The organism is uncultured Oscillibacter sp., from assembly GCF_900544955.1.
Lineage (GTDB): Bacteria > Bacillota > Clostridia > Oscillospirales > Oscillospiraceae > Oscillibacter.
In genome coordinates this window covers 34,619-51,443 of record NZ_UQXD01000006.1, presented here as the reverse complement: position 1 = coordinate 51,443, position 16,825 = coordinate 34,619, and the positions used below count along the sequence as shown (strand labels likewise).

At 59.8% G+C, this 16,825-nt stretch carries 16 protein-coding genes, 1 other RNA gene and 2 pseudogenes; 14 read left to right on the top strand and 5 right to left on the bottom strand.

The genetic code is table 11. From position 1 onward, the window contains the following. Positions 1-130 precede the first annotated feature (130 nt). The 11 genes and pseudogenes from QZS21_RS11645 to QZS21_RS02740 form a co-directional block, all read left to right on the top strand. Positions 131-271, top strand: a pseudogene (locus tag QZS21_RS11645) (helix-turn-helix domain-containing protein); the annotation flags it as partial. A 9-nt stretch (positions 272-280) separates the two neighbouring features. Beyond that, a complete protein-coding gene (locus QZS21_RS02785; RefSeq protein WP_295579984.1) occupies positions 281-859 on the top strand; it encodes a hypothetical protein in 579 nt (192 codons plus the stop codon). 225 nt (positions 860-1,084) lie between these two features. Continuing rightward, on the top strand, positions 1,085-2,143 hold the full coding sequence (locus tag QZS21_RS02780; protein ID WP_295579981.1) for a TRAP transporter substrate-binding protein: 1,059 nt from the start codon (positions 1,085-1,087) through the stop codon (positions 2,141-2,143). 130 nt (positions 2,144-2,273) lie between these two features. Beyond that, a complete protein-coding gene (locus QZS21_RS02775; RefSeq protein ID WP_295579978.1) occupies positions 2,274-2,789 on the top strand; it encodes a TRAP transporter small permease in 516 nt (171 codons plus the stop codon). Between the two features lie 3 nt (positions 2,790-2,792). Continuing rightward, positions 2,793-4,073 (top strand): TRAP transporter large permease, encoded by a 1,281-nt coding sequence (locus QZS21_RS02770; RefSeq protein WP_295579976.1) that lies wholly within the window; start codon positions 2,793-2,795, stop codon positions 4,071-4,073. Between the two features lie 101 nt (positions 4,074-4,174). After that, a complete protein-coding gene (locus QZS21_RS02765; protein WP_295579973.1) occupies positions 4,175-4,639 on the top strand; it encodes a MaoC/PaaZ C-terminal domain-containing protein in 465 nt (154 codons plus the stop codon). A gap of 28 nt (positions 4,640-4,667) precedes the next feature. Beyond that, complete coding sequence (locus tag QZS21_RS02760; RefSeq protein ID WP_295579966.1) at positions 4,668-5,846, top strand: CaiB/BaiF CoA-transferase family protein; 1,179 nt, start codon at positions 4,668-4,670, stop codon at positions 5,844-5,846. Positions 5,847-5,970: 124 nt separating this feature from the next. Continuing rightward, complete coding sequence (locus QZS21_RS02755; RefSeq protein WP_295579965.1) at positions 5,971-7,635, top strand: FAD-binding protein; 1,665 nt, start codon at positions 5,971-5,973, stop codon at positions 7,633-7,635. A gap of 1 nt (position 7,636) precedes the next feature. Then, positions 7,637-8,425 carry an enoyl-CoA hydratase/isomerase family protein gene (locus tag QZS21_RS02750; RefSeq protein ID WP_295579963.1) on the top strand — a complete coding sequence of 263 codons (789 nt, stop codon included), beginning with the start codon at positions 7,637-7,639 and terminating at the stop codon, positions 8,423-8,425. A gap of 84 nt (positions 8,426-8,509) precedes the next feature. After that, complete coding sequence (locus QZS21_RS02745; protein ID WP_295579961.1) at positions 8,510-9,487, top strand: Gfo/Idh/MocA family protein; 978 nt, start codon at positions 8,510-8,512, stop codon at positions 9,485-9,487. Positions 9,488-9,520: 33 nt separating this feature from the next. Continuing rightward, positions 9,521-10,309 (top strand): IclR family transcriptional regulator, encoded by a 789-nt coding sequence (locus QZS21_RS02740; RefSeq protein WP_295579956.1) that lies wholly within the window; start codon positions 9,521-9,523, stop codon positions 10,307-10,309. A 932-nt stretch (positions 10,310-11,241) separates the two neighbouring features. Here the strand turns inward: QZS21_RS02740 and QZS21_RS02735 are convergent. The 4 genes and pseudogenes from QZS21_RS02735 to QZS21_RS02720 all read right to left on the bottom strand — a co-directional run. Beyond that, positions 11,242-12,210 (bottom strand): annotated as a pseudogene (locus tag QZS21_RS02735) (recombinase family protein); the annotation flags it as partial. Further along, positions 12,207-12,563 (bottom strand): helix-turn-helix domain-containing protein, encoded by a 357-nt coding sequence (locus QZS21_RS02730; protein ID WP_295579954.1) that lies wholly within the window; start codon positions 12,561-12,563, stop codon positions 12,207-12,209. The pseudogene QZS21_RS02735 and the gene QZS21_RS02730, both read right to left, overlap by 4 nt. A gap of 826 nt (positions 12,564-13,389) precedes the next feature. Next, on the bottom strand, positions 13,390-13,596 hold the full coding sequence (locus QZS21_RS02725) for a hypothetical protein (protein ID WP_295579953.1): 207 nt from the start codon (positions 13,594-13,596) through the stop codon (positions 13,390-13,392). Between the two features lie 17 nt (positions 13,597-13,613). Beyond that, on the bottom strand, positions 13,614-13,901 hold the full coding sequence (locus QZS21_RS02720) for a Sec23/Sec24 zinc finger-containing protein (RefSeq protein WP_295579951.1): 288 nt from the start codon (positions 13,899-13,901) through the stop codon (positions 13,614-13,616). Positions 13,902-14,117: 216 nt separating this feature from the next. Here QZS21_RS02720 and QZS21_RS02715 point away from each other — a divergent pair, with 216 nt between their 5' ends. The 3 genes from QZS21_RS02715 (at position 14,118) to QZS21_RS02705 (ending at position 16,270) form a co-directional block, all read left to right on the top strand. Continuing rightward, a complete protein-coding gene (locus QZS21_RS02715) occupies positions 14,118-14,966 on the top strand; it encodes an RNA polymerase sigma factor (RefSeq protein WP_295579949.1) in 849 nt (282 codons plus the stop codon). Between the two features lie 184 nt (positions 14,967-15,150). Continuing rightward, positions 15,151-16,110 (top strand): MobV family relaxase, encoded by a 960-nt coding sequence (mobV, locus tag QZS21_RS02710; RefSeq protein WP_295579947.1) that lies wholly within the window; start codon positions 15,151-15,153, stop codon positions 16,108-16,110. Then, positions 16,100-16,270, top strand: a complete 171-nt coding sequence (locus tag QZS21_RS02705) for a hypothetical protein (protein ID WP_295579945.1) — start codon at positions 16,100-16,102, stop codon at positions 16,268-16,270. Before mobV ends, QZS21_RS02705 begins: the two co-directional genes overlap by 11 nt. A gap of 126 nt (positions 16,271-16,396) precedes the next feature. Here QZS21_RS02705 and ssrA read toward each other — a convergent pair. Next, positions 16,397-16,759: a transfer-messenger RNA gene (gene ssrA / locus QZS21_RS02700) on the bottom strand. Positions 16,760-16,825: the final 66 nt, after the last annotated feature.

Genomic DNA, 16,825 nt, shown 5'->3' with positions numbered 1-16,825 from the left:
TCGGATGCATTTTCTCCGCGTTGACCGATCCCACAATTTTTTCTGTCGAAATTGTCCCCTTCCTATGCACACGTGCATACATATCCCAGCCGAATAGAGTAGTCTATGCACATGGGGAGTGATTCGATTCATGGTTAACTCAGTTGCGCGGGCCGCAGAGGTTTTGTTTTTTGTCTCAAAGTCAAAATGCGGTTCGACATTATCGGATGTCTCCAGTCAGCTCGACATTCCCAAGAGCACCGCGTTCAACATCATCCACACGCTGTCGGAGAAGCGCCTGTTGACCATCACGGACGCCCGCCAGCTGACCGTGGTCCTGGGCCCCGGCATCTATGAGCTGGCGTTCAACGAGATCTCCGGCTCGGACACCTACTCCATCGTGCAGCCCGAGCTGGCCGCCCTGTCCGCGAAGCTGAAAAAATCCACCGCGTTCTACCAGTTCAGCAACGACGCCTACTCCCTGCTCTGCATCAGTCCGTACCCCGGAACCCCCTACCCCAACGCCACCGTTGGGCAGAGCATCGACGTGCGGACCGGGCTGTACGGGCCGGTCTGCCTCTCCGTCTGCGCCCACCGGAAGTCCGAGCTCACGCACGGGATCCGCCCGGAGCAGGCCAAGCGCCTGTGCGCGCACATGGAGCGCATCCGCAGCCGCGGCTACGACATGCTCACCTGCGACCATCTGCACGAGCTGTACAGCCTGGTGGTCCCCGTGCAGGGGATCGCGCAGTCCTGCCTCGGCTTTATCTGCGTCTATCTGCTGCAGCCCGACACCGCCGACGCCGCCTTCGGCGGCATGGTGCAGACCCTTCAGAAAGCGGCCTCCGACATGGGCACCCGGCTTGCCCTGCTCGCCTGACCCGGGGCCCTTTCTTTGTTATTCGCATTTAAGAACAAAGTTCTATATTACGAACTACCACCCTTCCAGTCGATCAGCAATCTGTCTGATACGATGGTCCGGCCGGAAATCTGACAGGAAAAGAGGTGCAATTGCCCGGGGTCCGTCCACGAAACTGGCGCCTGTCCATTCAATCTGACATGGTAATATCGCTGAAAACAAGCTGCGTGTAAAGGAGTAACAAAAATGAAAAAGGCTCTTGCGATCCTCATGACGATTGTCATGGTCCTGTCTGTCTCGGCCTGCGGCGGCGGCAGTTCCGGCGGAAGCACCTCCGGAGGCACCTCCTCCCCCGCGCCCGACAGCGGCGCCCCCGCCGATTCCGGGGAGACCTACACCCTCAAGTTCGGCCACGACCAGCCTGAGGACAACTATTTCAACGTGGCGGCCCTGAAGTTTGCGGAATTGCTGAACGAGCGGTCCAACGGCCGTATTACGGTGGAGGTCTATCCCGCCGCACAGCTGGGCAGCGAGGCCACCATGCTGGAGTCCCTCTCCATGGGCACGCTGGACTTCCAGATTTCCTCCTCCTCCAACGCCGCCGTGTATGTGCCGGAGCTGGCCGCCATGTCCTGCAGCTACCTGTTCAACGACATCGACCACCTGAAGACGGTGGCCTACGACGAGGAGTTCCAGCAGTACTGGCGGGACCTGGTGGCCGCCGGCAACAACGGCTTCCAGCTGATGAGCCTGTTCCCCGCCACCCCGCGCCACCTGTACACCACCTTCCCCGTTGACAGCCTGGCCGCCCTGGCGGGCCACAAAATCCGCGTCATGTCCGCGCCCATCGAGTCCACCGTCTGGAGCGCCCTGGGCGCCAAGCCCACCACCGTCAACTTCGGCGAGGTGTACACGGCGTTGCAGACCGACCTGGTGGAGGGCGCCGAGAACAGCATCTCCTCCTACTACTCTGCCAAGCACTACGAGGTGGCGCCCTATCTGAACCTCACCAACCACCAGTACGCCATCCTCGAGATGTGGATGTCCGACTCCGTGAAGGAGAAGCTGCCTGAGGACCTGTACGAGCTGGTCATCCCCGCCGCCGTGGACGCCGCCAAGGCCGGCCTGGAGTATGCCAACGACATTGAGAGCAGCCTGGTAGACGACATGGTGGAAAACCACGGCGTGACGGTTGTGGAGCCCGACATCAGCGAGTTCAAAGAGAAGATCCTGCCCATCCAGGATGAAAACGCCAAGGAGCTGGGCTGCGAGTGGGTGCTGGAGTTCATCCGCGACCACGCCTGATCTTCCCGCGGCCGCTGACGGCCCGTTCCCCTTTTGATTCTTTTGAACGCGAAGGTATGATGCCGGACAGGGAGGCAGGCGGTTTCCTGTCTCCCCGCCCGGCAATTTGATTCTGAGAGAGGAGTATCCTATGCGTGCACAGAACCAACACCCCGCGCTGACCAAGCTCATCCAGTTCGACGATGCGACGGAGCGGCTCCTGATGGCGCTTGGCGGCGCGACGGTCGCAGGCTTTGTCCTCACCGTCTTCACCGACGTTTTGTTCCGCACCTTTTTTAACCCCATCGTGTGGATGGAGGAAATCTCCCGGCTTTTGTACATGTGGTCCATTTTCCTGGGGTCGGCGGTGGCGTTCCGCCGCGGCACCCATTTCAAAATCGATATTCTCCACTTTAACAACCCCGTCGTCCGCCGGACGCTGGCGGTCATCTCCTACCTTTTGAGCGTGATCTTTGTGATTGTCCTGCTGTATTTCGGCTATAAGTTCGCCCTGCAGGGTATTGTGAAGAAATCTCTGCCCTCCGGGATTCCCCTGATCGTCTATCGCATGTCCTTTCCCGTGAGCGGCATTTTCATGCTGTTGTACTGCCTGGAGGGCATGGTTGAAAATGTATTCGGAATTGAAATTGAGCGGAAGGAGACGTAACACATGGGTACGATTTTACTGTTATTCGGCACGTTTTTTGCCATGTGCCTCATCGGCGTGCCTGTGGCCATGAGCCTGGGCATCTCCGCGCTGGTCTCCGGCCTCACCGTCGGCATCACCCCCATCGTCATGTGCCAGCAGATTTACGCCCAGCTGGACTCCTTCACTCTGCTGGCCATTCCCCTGTTTTTGCTGGTGGGCAACATCATGGACCTGGGCCAGATCACGGACCGTCTGGTGGGCTTTGCCAGCAAGCTGGTGGGCCACATCACCGGCGGCCTGGGCCACGTGAACGTGGTGGCGAACATGATCATGGCCGGCATCTCCGGCTCCGCCACCGCCGACGCCGCCGCCCTGGGCGGCATCATGATCCCCTCCATGCGCAAGGCGGGCTATTCCCCCGAGATGGCGGCCGCCATCAACGCCTCCGCCGCCACCATTGGCCCCATCATTCCCCCCAGCATCATGATGGTCACCTACGGCGCCTTCGGCAGCGTGTCCATCGCCGCGCTGTTCATGGGCGGCATCGTGCCCGGCGTGCTGGTGGGCCTGACCATCATGGCCGTCACCTACGTCTGGGCCAAGCGGCATAAGTGCGTTGCGATTCAAAAGCGCGCAACGCTGCGCGAGATCTGGGAGGCCACCAAAAAGGCCTTCACCGCCCTGCTGGTCCCCCTCATCATCATCTTCGGCGTTTTGAGCGGCACCTTTACCGCCACCGAAAGCGGCATGATCGCGGTGGTCTACTCCCTGATCCTGGTCATGTTCGTCTACCGCACCTGTACGTGGAAGCAGATGGCAGGCGTGTTCATGAAGTCCTGCGTGGAGAGCGCCAAGCCCCTGCTGTGCGTGGGCGGCGCCGGCGCCTTCGGCTACATGATGGCCTATCTGCAAATCCCCCAGATGATGATGGACGCCGCCGGCCCCATCGTGGGCAAGCAGATTCCCACGCTGCTGTTCATCACCTTTTTGTACATCGTGCTGGGCACCTTCATGGACGCCATCCCCGCCATCATCATCTTCCTGCCCATCGTGCAGCAGATGGCCAACGCCGCCGCCATCAACCCCATCCACATGGGCGTGCTGGTCACGGTGGTCCTGTGCTTCGGCCTGCTGACGCCGCCCTACGGCATGACGCTGCTGCTCTCCTCCGGACTGGCCGGCGTTCCCACCATCAAGGTCATCAAGGAGCTGAAATTCTTCTATCTGGTCTACATCCTGGTCATTCTTGCGATGATCTTCGTCCCCCAGACGGTGCTCTTCCTCCCCAATCTGTTGGTCTGAGATGGAAAACCGCCCTCCGGACGAGTCCGTAACGCGGATTCACGCCTGCCGCGCCGCGGCAGGCGTGAACCAAGACGACATCGAGTGAAAGGATTGCTGCTATGTCGATTTACTTGGACGAATACACGCTCGGCCAGGAGTTCAACACTCCGGCGAGAACGTTTACCGGGACGGATGCGGTCGTGTTCGGCTGTATGACCGGCGACCTCCATCCCAATCACTTTGACCGGGAGAAAATGGCCCGCGGCCAGTTCGGCCAGCGCATCACCCACGGCCTGCTGGGGCTGTCCATCTCCCACGGCCTGCTCTTTCAGATCGACCTGCTGCGGGACTCCTCCATCGCCTTTCTCGGCATCGAGGACTGGAAATTCGAGGCCCCCATCTTCTTCGACGACACCATCTACTGCCATGTGACGGTGGCGGACATCCGCCCCAGCAAGAGCAAGCCGGACCGCGGCGTTCTGAAGCTCCACTTTGAGCTGATCAACCAGCACGGCACCGTCTGCCAGAGCGGCATTCAGACGCTGATGATGTGGGCCCATCGCCCCGCATCCGAAAAAACCTGAGGTTTTGACGAAAGGAACGGAAACTACCATGATTGAAGGCGTAAAAGTACTGAGCTTCACCCACTATCTCCAGGGCCCCTCCTGTGCCCAGATTCTGGCGGACCTGGGCGCGGACGTGGTGAAGGTGGAGGCGCTGAAGGGCGCCTATGAGCGCAACTGGTCCGGCTGCGACGCCTACCTGAACGGCGTCAGCGTGTTCTTCCTCCAGGGCAACCGCAACCAGGGCTCCCTCTCCATCAACCTGAAGTCGGAGGAGGCCCGAAAGATCATCTACGACCTGGTCAAGACCACCGACGTGGTGGTGGAGAACTTCCGGCCGGGCGTGATGAACAAGCTGGGCTACTCCTACGAGGCGCTCAGCGCCATCAACCCCAAGCTCATCTACTGCTCCTGCTCCGGGTACGGCCCCGACGGCCCCTACCTCAAGCGCCCGGGCCAGGACCTGCTGGCCCAGAGCATCAGCGGCCTGGCCTCCCTGAACGGCGCCGGGGAGCCCTACAACATCGGCTGCACACTGGTGGACCAGCACGGCGCCACCCTGGCCGCCCTGGGCGTGCTGGCCGCCCTGCTGGACCGGGACCGCACCGGAAAGGGCCACCTGGTGGACGCCAGTTTGCTGAACGCGGCCCTGGACATCCAGATGGAGCCGCTGGGCCTGTACCTGAACGGCGGCAAGCTGTCCGAGCGGGCCTCCACCGGCCTCTCCACCCGCTATCACGAGCCGCCCTACGGCTCCTACAAGACCAAGGACGGCTACCTGACGGTCAGCCTGACCTCCTTTGAAAACCTGCACAAGATTTTCGATCCGGAGGAGGTGGACCAGTTCACCCGGGACGACCAGCTCCACGACCGGGTCCGCTTCGACCGGATGATCGCCCAGCAGATGCTGCAAAAGACCACCGCCGAGTGGACGGCGCTGTTTGAGGAGGAGGGCATCTGGTACGCCCCCGTCAACGAGTACGAGGACATGCTGAAAGACCCCCAGGTGAACCACATCCAGCCCTTCCTGGAGATGGACCACCCCGTCGCCGGCCACGTCAAGGTCCTGGCCCACCCCCTGCGCTACGACGGCAAGACCCTGCCCCTGCGCAAGCTCCCGCCGGAGCTGGGCGAGAGCACCCGGGAGCTGCTCACCGGCCTGGGCTATACGGAGGAGCAGATTCAGGACCTGGTGGCCCAGGGCATCGTCAAGACCAACGAGCCGTGACGGCGCCGAAGGCCGTCCCGGGGCGGCGCCCGCCTCCCGGCCGGGCGTCGGCCCCATCCCGGGGAATGCCGGCGGAGGCCGGCGCCCCCGCCGCAAGAGAAGGAGGATGATATCAATGGCTCTTATGAAACGCGCCTGCATCCAGACGGAGGTCCTTGTCATCGGCAGCGGCGCCGCGGGCCTCCGGGCGGCGTGCGCCGCCCGGGAGGCCGGTGCGGAGGTGCTTCTGGTCTCGAAGGGGCGCACCGCCCAGAGCGGTGGCACCTATTACAGCGTCGCGGAGCTGGGGGCGTTCAACGTCCCGGACGGCGCCCTGGACCCCACGGACAGTCCGGAGGTCTTCTACCGCGACATCATGGACGCCGCGCTGGGCATGGCGGACCCGCGCCTGGCGCGGCTGGTGGCGGAGGAGGCCGAACTAGCCCGGGACTACCTGGAGCAGTGCGGCATGTCCTTCCGCAAAAACCCCGACGGCACCTACATGTGCTACCAGGGGTGCTTCTCCACCAAGCCCCGCTCCCACATCGTGGAAAACCACTTCAAACCGGTCTGCGCGGCCCTGGGTCGCCGGGTGGCGGACGACGGCATTCGCTGCATGGACGGCCTGACGGTGACAAACCTGCTGGTGCGCGACGGCGTGTGCTGCGGCGCCTTCGCCACGGCGGAGGGCACTCTGTACGCCCTCCTGGCCAAGGCGGTGGTGCTGGCCGTGGGCGGCGGAAGCACCATTTTCACCCGGAACATGTATCCGGACGACATCAGCGGCGACGGGTACGCCATGGGCAGCCGGGCCGGCGCCCGGATCACGAACATGGAATTCGTCCAGATTGGCCTGGGCCTCGCAAAGCCCAAGGTGAACCTGCTGGGCCCCCAGCTCTGGGAGGCCCTGCCCCGCCTGACCAACGGGCGGCACGAGCCCTTCATCGGCAAATACGCGCCGTCGTCCCTCTCCGAAGAGGAGATCGTCGCCGCCAAGTACAAGCACTTCCCCTTCAGCTCCCGGGACATCTCCAAATACGTGGAGATCGCCGTGGAAAACGAGATCCGCAGCGGCGGCGCCACGGAGAGCGGCAACGTCTACCTGGACTTCCTCCACACCGATTTCGAGGCGCTGTTCCGGGACCCGGAGAGCCTGCTGGCCCCCATGTGGCCCCTCACCTACCAGCGCTTTTTGGAGATGGGGCTGGACCTGTACAAGGACAAGATCGAGATCGCCTGCTTTGCCCACGCGGTCAACGGCGGCGTGAAGATCGACGAGAACGCCCTCAGCTCCCTGCCCGGGCTCTACGCCGCCGGGGAGGTGGCCTCCGGCCCCCACGGCGCGGACCGGCTGGGTGGAAACATGATGGTCACCTGCCAGGTCTTCGGCCGCCGGGCCGGCCTGGCGGCGGCGGAGGCCGCCAAGAAGACCGCCCTGGTCGAGGCGGCGCCGTCCCTGTACGAGCAGGAGGAGGCGTTCCTCGCGGGGCTCGGCATGTATGCGGAGGAGGAGACCGGCGAGATGATCCGCACCCTCCGCCGCACCTGCGACAAAACGCTGATGGTGGTCCGGGACGAGGCGGGCCTCACGGAGTGCCTGCACACCATCGACACGCTGGACGCCCAGCTGGGCCGGAACACCTGCGATTTCAGCGCCGCCAGGCTGGAGGCCGCCCTGCGGCTGAAAAACATGCTGACCACCGCCCGCCTGGTGGCCTCCGCGGCGCTGGAGCGCCGGGAGAGCCGGGGCAGCCACTACCGCAGCGACTATCCGCAGATTTCCAAAGAGACGATGGAAAGGGGTTTTTGAAATGACGAACGAATCCGCCGACGGCCGTATCCTTGTGGAGAAACTGGAGCACCATGTCCTGAAAATCACGCTGGACCGCCCCCCTGTCAATGCCATGAGCATTGAGATGTTCGGCAAGATGTACGACACCCTCCGCTCTGTTGCCAGCGACGACGACATCCGCTGCGTGGTGCTTTGCAGCTCCTCCCTGAAGATGTTCGGCGCCGGCTCCGATGTCAAGCAGTATCCGGGTCTGCTGGACGATCCCCTGCAAAAGAAGCTGTTCCGGGAAAACCAGGTTCTGAACATGCTGGAGTACCTGCCCCAGATCACCATCGCGGCCGTCGAGGGCACCGCCTGCGGCGGCGGCCTGGAGCTGGCCGTGGCCTGCGACTTCCGCCTGATGAGCGAGACCTCCCGGGTCTCCTATCCTGAGATCAACCTGGGCCTCTTCCCCTCCAGCGGCGGCATCTTCCGCACCGCAAAGCTGGTGGGCCCCAACAAGACCATGGAGCTGGCCCTGTCCGGCGAGTTCATCTCCGCCCAGGAGTGCTACCGCATCGGCCTGGCAAACCGCCTGTGCCCCGCCGGCACCGTCCTGGAGGAGGCAATCCGCTGGGCGGAGAAGATCGCCTCCCGCCCGGTTCCCTCCGTCCGCGTGGTGAAGCAGAGCGTGCGGGAGACCTGGAACAAGAGCAGCGAGGACAGCTTCTACCGCAGCATGATCTATGCCGAGGAGCTGTTCCGGACCCCCGAGGGCACGGAGGGCATCCACTCCTTCATTGAAAAGCGCCCCCCCAACTTCGAATAACGGCACCGGCAGCAGACTTTCCGCATCCGCGCATCGGGAGGGCTGCTGCCGGTTGCAAATGGCAGGAAAGGTGTGTAAAATAGTATGAAAATCGGGATTGTAAGCACCAGCCGCATCATCGACGTGTTCTGGGCGGCCCTTCCGGAGATGGAGAACATCGAGGTCAGCGCCATCTGCTGCCGCCCTCAGAGCGAGGCGAAGGCCCGGGCCTGGAGCCAGCAGTATCACATTCCCGCGGTCTACACCGACTACGACAAGTTTTTGGCGGAGGCCGACTTCGACCTCCTCTATGACGGCACCGTGAACTCCATGCACTATCCCGACGCCCTGCGGGCGGTGCAGGCGGGCCGGGGCGTCATCATGGAAAAGCCCTTTACCATCACCGCCGAGCAGTGCGCCGAGCTGATCCGCCTGGCGCAGGAGAAGAACGTCTGGCTGTTTGAGGCCATCACCACACTGCACAGTCCCTGCTTCCGCTTCATGCGGGAGCTCGTTCCGCAGCTGGGGCCCCTGCGGGGCGGCAACATGCAGTTTTCCATGATGCCGCCCCGATACGCGCCCTACCGCAAGCGCCTGGCCCTCAGCACCACCTTCGACCCCAAGCTGGCGGGCGGCTGCCTGTTGGATATGAACGTCTACAACCTGCACCTCGCCATCGGCCTTCTGGGCGCCCCCGACGGCGCCGTATACTACCCCAACCGGGGCTGGAACGGCATCGACACCAGCGGCCTGGCCGTTTTGCAGTATCCGGACTTCACCATGGCCTGCTACGCCGCAAAGGACAGCGCCGGCCCCTGCGGCATGTTCCTCCAGGGCGAGTACGGCTACCTCCAGCTGACGACGCCGCCCAACACCTGCGCAAAGGCCCTGGCGGTCATCCGCGGCGAGACCCGGACCTTTGAAAATCCTCCCACCCACCGATTCGCCATCGAGTTCAACAGCATCCGGACCATCTGGGAGGCGCAGGACCGCGCCGCCCACGACGCCCTGCTGGCCCAGAGCCAGGCGGTGATGAACACCATCGCACCGCTGTATCAAACCGTGCTGGAAAAGTGTCTCTGACGCGAAGGGCACGTACAGAAAGCGAGTCCGCACATGATTCAAAGTATTTCCAGAGCCGTTCAGATCCTCAACCTGTTCCGCGACACGCCCCGCCTGGGCCTCTCCCAAATCGCCCAGCGGGTGGGCCTGCCCAAGACCACGGCATTCGGGCTGGTGCAGTCGCTCTGCGAGGAGAACTTCCTCGCCAAGGACCCCAAAACCCACGACTACAGCCTGGGGATCGCCCTGTTTGAGCTCGGCACCATCTATGAGAGCCGGCTGGACCTGCGGCAGATCGCCACCCCCTTCATGCAGGCGCTCTACGAGCAGGTGACCGACACGGTGCAGCTCACCGTTCTCACCGGCCGGTACAGCACGTATATCTCCAAGGTGGTGGCCCCCAACAACATGACCTTCGCCATGGCCATCGGCATCCACGCCTTCGCCCACTGCACCGCCAGCGGCAAGGTTTTGCTGGCCTATCAGCCCCGGGCGGAGATTGACAAGCTGTACACCGGCATTCCGCTGGAGCGGCCCACCGCCCACACCCAGGCCAGCTATGCCCAGCTCTCCCGGCAGCTGGACGATATCCGCAGGCAGGGGTACTCCACGGAGTGCCAGGAGATCCACACGGAGCTGGCCGGCGTCGCGGTCCCCGTTTTCGACGGAAAGGGGCGGTCCTGCGCGGCGCTGTGCATCTCCTTCCCCTACACCCGCTTCAGCCCGGAGTACCTATCCAGCAATGTTCCGCTGCTGAAAGAGGCTGCGGTCCGCATCTCGGAGCAGCTGGGCTGCCCCAGAAAGCTGATTCCGCCGGAGGTGCTCACCCCTACGCTGCACTGAGTCCGGCATGTCCGCGGGCTGCTCGGGCGCTTTTGCCAACAGGACACGGCGGTACCGGTCCGGTACCGCCGTGTTTTGTTGTGTTCCGCCCGGCAGCGGGCCAAAAATGCGGAGGGAGCGGTTTGGCCTGGGCAGGAGTTGCGTACCCGGGTATAAGAAAATCCCTTGGAGTCATTCAGACTCCAAGGGATTTTTTGCGCCTCCGCAGGACAAAAAAGTTGATATCTGTGAAAAGGAACCACGGCGGGGCGGTACAGAATCCAAAAAAGGCTTCTACATCCCCGTCCCTTTCGGGGCGGAGCCCAGCAGAGCGGGTCCGTCCCGAAAGCGAAGAAACACCCCGTCCGGCTAAGGGACCTCGCCGAAGGCGGGGACCCGTGCCATAAGGGGTGTTTCTGAGCTGGTGGAGCGTCCGCAACCAACGGCGAACACCCCGCATGGCCTGATACTGCGCCCGCAAAATAGCCCTCCACCTCGTCCAGCAGAACATCGTCAAGCGTAATGGGCCTGTCGCCGCCGTTGAGTATCAGCGTCATTTTATCGTCATAGAGATAGATGGCCCGGAGGAAGATATTGACCAGTCCCCGGCGGTTGTTCTCGTCGTTGATGTTGCCCCGTTTCAGCGAATAGAGGAACGCTTTGATTTGCGGGGCAGTGAAGGTGACTTGCTTTCCCATCTCAACGGCAAGCTGGCCTTGTAACTCGTCCTTTTCCTTCTTGCGCTTCTCTATGCGTTCGGTAATCATATCCACCGCCTGTCCACGCTCCAAGGCTTTCCAGAGGTTTTCTATGGCGTTGTCCGCCTCCTGTATCGCTGCCTTAATGCGTTTGATGGCGGAAGTGTCATAGTCGGCCTCGCAAGCGGTTGCAACGGAGCGGGCGATTTTCTCAATGTTGCTGTCGGTCAACAGCTTGCGGCACTCCAAAACCACTCTGTCCTCGATTTTCTGCTTGTTGACCACCTTCTTCCGGCAGGTCTTTTTCTTGGCGTTCTTGCAGGCGTAATAGCGGTAGGCCGTCCCGGATTTCCCGGTGCCGCCGTAGCCTGTCATCATCTCCCGGCAGTAGCCGCAAAACAGCTTTGTTGTCAACAGGTATTCCTCCCGCCCCCTCGAACGGGCGGGGGCTTTTTTGTTGCGGTCGAGGATATGCTGTACCCGCTCAAAAAGCTCGTCCTCAATAATGCGGGGCATACCTCCTGGCGTTTCGGTGTCCTTGTAGATATAATAACCGATGTACCGTTTGTTCCGCAAAAGGCGGTGCAAGCTGTTCTTGTTGAACTCCTTGCCTTGCGAGGTCTTGACTTGCTTGGCGTTGAGATACTTGGTGATTTCCGCCACGGTCTTTCCGCTGGCGTACATCTCAAAAATCTCCCGGACGATGGGCGCTCCCTCCGGGTCAACATGAAAGCGGCGTTCCTCGTCCACCCGGTAGCCCAGTCCGGGGTTGCTCCCGTTGCTCAAACACTTCTCGGCGTTAATGTCCATGCCCCGCCGTATCTTCTGGGACAGCTCGGCGGAGTAGTATTCGGCCATGCTTTCCAACACACCCTCCACCAAAATGCCGCTTGCGTCATCGCTGATATTCTCCCTTGCGGAGATGACCCGGACACCGTTCTTTTTCAGCTTGGCCTTGTTGATGGCACTGTCGTAGCGGTTCCGGGCGAAGCGGTCAAGCTGATAGACCAAAACGCCCTCAAAGGTGTGCTTGTCGCTGTCGGCAATCATGCGCTGGAACTCGGCCCGGCTGTCCGTGGTGCCGCTCTGCGCCCGGTCAATGTATTCGCCTATCACGATATGCCCGTTGTTCTTGGCGAACTCATAGCAGGTCTGAAGCTGGCCCTCAATGGATTGCTCGGTCTGGCTGTGGCTGGAATATCGGGCATAGATCACTACATTCATTTCTTCACCCCCTCCAACATTTCAATAATGGCCTTTTTCAAGCGGTCATTCATGGGAGAGGCCGGGTCAAAGCACATTTCCACAAACTGCCTCATGTCCTTATCTTCTTCAAGGATTTTCGGCATGAACTCGTATAGCTTGCCCTGGGGCTTGTCGGTGCGGCAGCAGAGATAGTCCAGCGACACATCAAAGTAATCCGCATACCAAACAAGAACCTTGATTGGGACGGCGGAGTAGCCTGTTTCATAGCGGTTTATGGTGGCCTGTGGGATACCCGCAATCTTTCCGAACTTGGCTTGGGACAGGCCCAGTCCCTCCCGGAGCGTTCTCAATCTTGCGCCTATTTCTTTCAATGGCCTCGCCTCCTGTCTTACTCACATTATATCAAAATATGTCGCCTTTGTCAATTCATATATTGGATTGATTGATGGATTGAATGTGAGTGAAAAAGCTCCCGTCCCGGCCCGCAGGCCGAACAAAGAAGCGGCGCAGATCAGCCCGTGGGGTGGGCTGGTCTGCGCCGCTTCTTTGGGTTTTGGAGGGGGGGCATGGACCGCAAGTGCGGACTGTGGCCACACCTCGACAAAACCGGGGGTTTCCAAAGGGGGGCATGACCTCCCCTTTGGCACACGGCCTTGCTTGCAAGGTGTAGTGTGTTATACCTGCTGGCGCGGCTGACGGGGGAAGCGGGGGGCGGTGCTGTTTGCACCCCGCTTCCCTCGGCAGGAAAAGGGACGGGGGTTTTGTGACCGGGAGGGAACAAAACCCCCGTCTGTTTTCAGAGAGCGGCGGCAGGTATACAAGCCCTCGTCCTTCGTCCCCCGCAGGGCTGGGACAAAGTATCCCAAAGAGCAGACCAACGAGCGCCCGTCAAGGCTGAAACAAGCGGGCTTCGCCCGGCCTTGACTGCCGCCCGTCGGCCCGCTGGAAGGTAGTCAAGGCGGCCAATCCCCTTAACGGCGCTTGGCCGCTGTCTGCCCCATCTTGGGGCTGTTATTCTCCAAAAATCAAAGGAGGCAGGCAAGCACCTTTGGGGCTCGCCTGCCTTGATGACCGATAAGCAAAACCGGACGGGGCGGTCAATGGCGGCGCACTTGTGCGCCGTTCATCTCGACCATTGACGGCCTCGGACGGGGTTGTTACCTGCTCTTATAAAGACCAAATTACATAAAATTTTCTCTAACAACCTTCATCTGGTTCTTCTGAAACTAAATAAATTGCTGCTCGACCTAATGTAGTAAGATATTGATTAACTTCAGTTTTGCGTGTTTCAAGTGCCTGATGGAGAGGGAGATTGCCATAACAACGCTCTACTTGCTCTTCAGTCCATACATCTCCAATCGTTTCCATTTCTTCAATAAAAGCTTGAATTTCTGATTTAGTCATAGTACTGTGCCCCTTACTTACCGCTTGCGCCAGATGCTCATTTTCCCGTTTGAACCATCAAAATCATGAACTTCCCTTGTTTTTGTATATCTTATCTTCTCTGTCGTGCCATCTTCGTACTCTGTTTCAAATACATACCCATCGCTTCCATTCTCTGGAATGATATTTTCTTCTGAAACATCATTCATAGTTCCGCACTCTGTACAAATCCATGTTCCCAAACTCGTCGTAAAACCAGGTTGGTTATTCATATACGCATGGCAACTGTCGCAATACCAATCACAACCGCTATCAAATAATCCCATAATTAGCCCCCCATCTTGCCAGAACGGCGCAGAATTTTAGACAATCCCATTATAAAACCCAACGCCCCAAAGCGCAAGGGCGGAAACGAGATTTTTCGCCTGTTCCCCCAAAAAACTTTCCCAAAATTCTTTTGAATAGTCGGAACAAAAGGTATATACTTATGCCGTAAATAAATAGAGACAGAGAAAAATCCATTCAGAAAGGAGGTCAATTCTATGTCCGTTACCTACAAGTTTCCCCATGACAGTCCCATCCGCTACCTGCCTTTGGTCTATATGCTCCCCTATGACCTGCTCGTCCGCTGTCCCACCCTTCGCAAATTCCCCCGCAGTCGAAAGGCGCTCATGGCTTGCCCGGAGTGGGGCGAGGTCATGATGAGCCAGCAGTTTCTAAACGAGGTCATGGACGCCGTGGCTTCACTGGCATTCCCCCACTTCGGCTTTGGCGGCTGGAAGGAGCATTACACGGGCTGGTGTCCCGTCTGGCGCTTGTCCTACGCCCTGCCCATGTGGGCCAAGGGGGTGGAGCGTGTGCGGGGCTGGGGCGTGCAGGCCCTCTTTGACTTGCCGCCCGATTTTGAAATTCCATTCTTTGACCCGGACGATGTGCGCTCGGTGATGAAGCAGGTCGTTCAGCAGACCATTGAGGAACAGGGATGGGGGCCAATGCTGGAAGTGATACGGGAAATGCCCTGTGACGAGGATTTTATGAATTGGGACACCAATGTCCGCAAGGACTTCTTCCGCAAGTGGTATCATACCCGCTCCAAGCGGGTGCAGACCGTTTCGCTGGAGGAGTGCATGGAGGACGAGGACAGCAAAATCCACTCCCTGCCCGCCCCGGACGGGGACTTCACGGGGCAGGTGGAGGGGGAGGACTTCTGCCAGCGGTTCAAGTCCACCCTGTCAGAAAAGGACATGGCGATTTTGAAATTGCGGGTGGAGGGGTACACATTTGAGGAGATAGCGGACAGGCTGGGATATAAAACCCACAGCGCCGTGGTCAAGCGCATGGAGGCCATCAAGAAGCGGTTCATTCAGTACGAGAACGAAACGGGGCAATAAGCCACGCAAGCCGGAAGCGGCAGGCGTGGCTTTTTTGCGCCCAAAATGCGAACAGGCCAGCGTTACCATTTAGGGGTCAAAAAACCTTGATTTTGCAAGGCTTCCCGGCCCCGGAACAGAGGGGGCCTGTGTAGTATCATTCCCACCCCCGAAAACGGGGAAATACCGTCAACAAGGAGGTAAAATGGCACAAAAGGCACAGCACGCAATCTTACGCTTCGCCAAGCACAAGGCGGGGCCGGCCGGGGCGCTGGAAGCCCACCACGAGCGCACAAAGGAGCAGTACGCCAGCAACCCGGACATTGACACCAGCAGGAGCAAGGACAACTTTCACATTATCCAACCCGCCCAGAAGTACCGGCGGGAGATTAACAGTCGTATCAAAGCGGCGGGGTGCCGCACCCGGAAGGACAGCACCATGTTCGTGGACACGCTGATAACCGCAAGTCCGGAGTTCTTCACGGGCAGGAGCAAACGGGAGGTGCAAGCCTACTTCACGGAAGCAGCGGCCTTTATGGAGCAGAAGGTGGGCCGGGGTAATATCTTCTCTGCCGTGGTACACATGGACGAGAAAACGCCCCACCTTCACCTGTGCTTCACACCTATCACGGAGGACGGGCGGTTGTCGGCAAAGGAGATTTTAGGCAACCGGGCGCAGCTCTCCAAGTGGCAGGACGAGTTTCACGCCCACATGAAAAAGGTGTTCCCCGTCCTCAAACGGGGCGAGAGCGCCCTTGTGACAAAGCGCAAGCACATTCCTACCTGGCTGTTCAAGCAGGCCGTAGACCTTACCAGACAGCAGCAGGCCATAGAAAAGGCGGTGTCTGAAATCGGGGTGCTGAACGCCGGGAAGAAGCGGGACGAGGTTTTGGAGATGGTGGGGCCGTATTTCTCCCGGCTGGAAAAGCACCTGGGACAGATGAAGAAGTACCAGGCCACCATCGACTATCTGACGCAGGAGAACGAGGGCCTGCGGGAGAAGGTCAACAGCGAAAAGAGCATACAGAAGCAGATGGAGCTACTTATGCTCAAAAAGGAAAACGAACAGCTTCGGCGGTTTGTGAACAGCATACCCCCGGAGGTCAGACAAGCATTGAAAGAACAGCAAAGGGGGACTACTTATAAGAAGAAGTTTGAACGGTGATAGAGATAAATATGATGATATTGAACTTCCAGCGTCCGTGATTGACAGCTTCGCCCGGTTCCTTGTCCCGGAGATACGAAAATACTACAACAGCGAACAGGCGCAGAGGGAGTTTGCGGAGTGGCAGGAAGAACATGACGATAAAATCGGCAACGGCTGAACAGGCATAGCAAAGGGGAGGTCAAGGCACAATGCCTTGACCTCCCCTTTTTTTGTTTTGACATCAGAGCCACACCAGAACGGCAAAGCCGCCCTTAAAATAATAGGTGTTCGTCCAATGTCCATTTGGTGGAGATGGCGGGAGTTGAACCCGCGTCCGAAAGCGCTTAAACGGGATGTTCTCCGGGCGCAGACGATTATTGCGGGAGTCTTCCTCCCTGTTCCCCTTCCAGACGGCAAACCGTCACGCCGTCAGGTCAGGTCAGCTTCATGATGTGTGGTGCAGGCAAAGCTTACTGCGCTCACATTTACCGCTAAACGACGCCCTTCCCAGCTCGCGGTCCTTCTGGGTCGGACGGCCGCCTTAATTAGGCAGCAATAGCAACAGTGTTGTTGTTATTTAATTTATAAAATTGCCCGTTTTATGGCGGTCAGGCGCCGCCGCCCGCTGATCCCGCCTCCACACCCCCGTCGAAACCGGTACATCCCCGTGTTTCGCCGTGCGGCGGCGGACTTCGCTATAGGAATCATAACACACTTCTTCCCGGAAGTGTGT

Excerpts from the sequence above, each read along its gene's own strand:
- QZS21_RS02720 (WP_295579951.1), bottom strand. The coding sequence starts at position 13,901 with ATGGGATTATTTGATAGCGGTTGTGATTGGTATTGCGACAGTTGCCAT.
- QZS21_RS02780 (WP_295579981.1), top strand. The coding sequence starts at position 1,085 with ATGAAAAAGGCTCTTGCGATCCTCATGACGATTGTCATGGTCCTGTCT.
- QZS21_RS02770 (WP_295579976.1), top strand. The coding sequence starts at position 2,793 with ATGGGTACGATTTTACTGTTATTCGGCACGTTTTTTGCCATGTGCCTC.
- QZS21_RS02740 (WP_295579956.1), top strand. The coding sequence starts at position 9,521 with ATGATTCAAAGTATTTCCAGAGCCGTTCAGATCCTCAACCTGTTCCGC.
- QZS21_RS02715 (WP_295579949.1), top strand. The coding sequence starts at position 14,118 with ATGTCCGTTACCTACAAGTTTCCCCATGACAGTCCCATCCGCTACCTG.
- QZS21_RS02725 (WP_295579953.1), bottom strand. The coding sequence starts at position 13,596 with ATGACTAAATCAGAAATTCAAGCTTTTATTGAAGAAATGGAAACGATT.
- QZS21_RS02765 (WP_295579973.1), top strand. The coding sequence starts at position 4,175 with ATGTCGATTTACTTGGACGAATACACGCTCGGCCAGGAGTTCAACACT.
- QZS21_RS02755 (WP_295579965.1), top strand. The coding sequence starts at position 5,971 with ATGAAACGCGCCTGCATCCAGACGGAGGTCCTTGTCATCGGCAGCGGC.
- QZS21_RS02745 (WP_295579961.1), top strand. The coding sequence starts at position 8,510 with ATGAAAATCGGGATTGTAAGCACCAGCCGCATCATCGACGTGTTCTGG.
- QZS21_RS02750 (WP_295579963.1), top strand. The coding sequence starts at position 7,637 with ATGACGAACGAATCCGCCGACGGCCGTATCCTTGTGGAGAAACTGGAG.
- QZS21_RS02775 (WP_295579978.1), top strand. The coding sequence starts at position 2,274 with ATGCGTGCACAGAACCAACACCCCGCGCTGACCAAGCTCATCCAGTTC.
- mobV (WP_295579947.1), top strand. The coding sequence starts at position 15,151 with ATGGCACAAAAGGCACAGCACGCAATCTTACGCTTCGCCAAGCACAAG.
- QZS21_RS02760 (WP_295579966.1), top strand. The coding sequence starts at position 4,668 with ATGATTGAAGGCGTAAAAGTACTGAGCTTCACCCACTATCTCCAGGGC.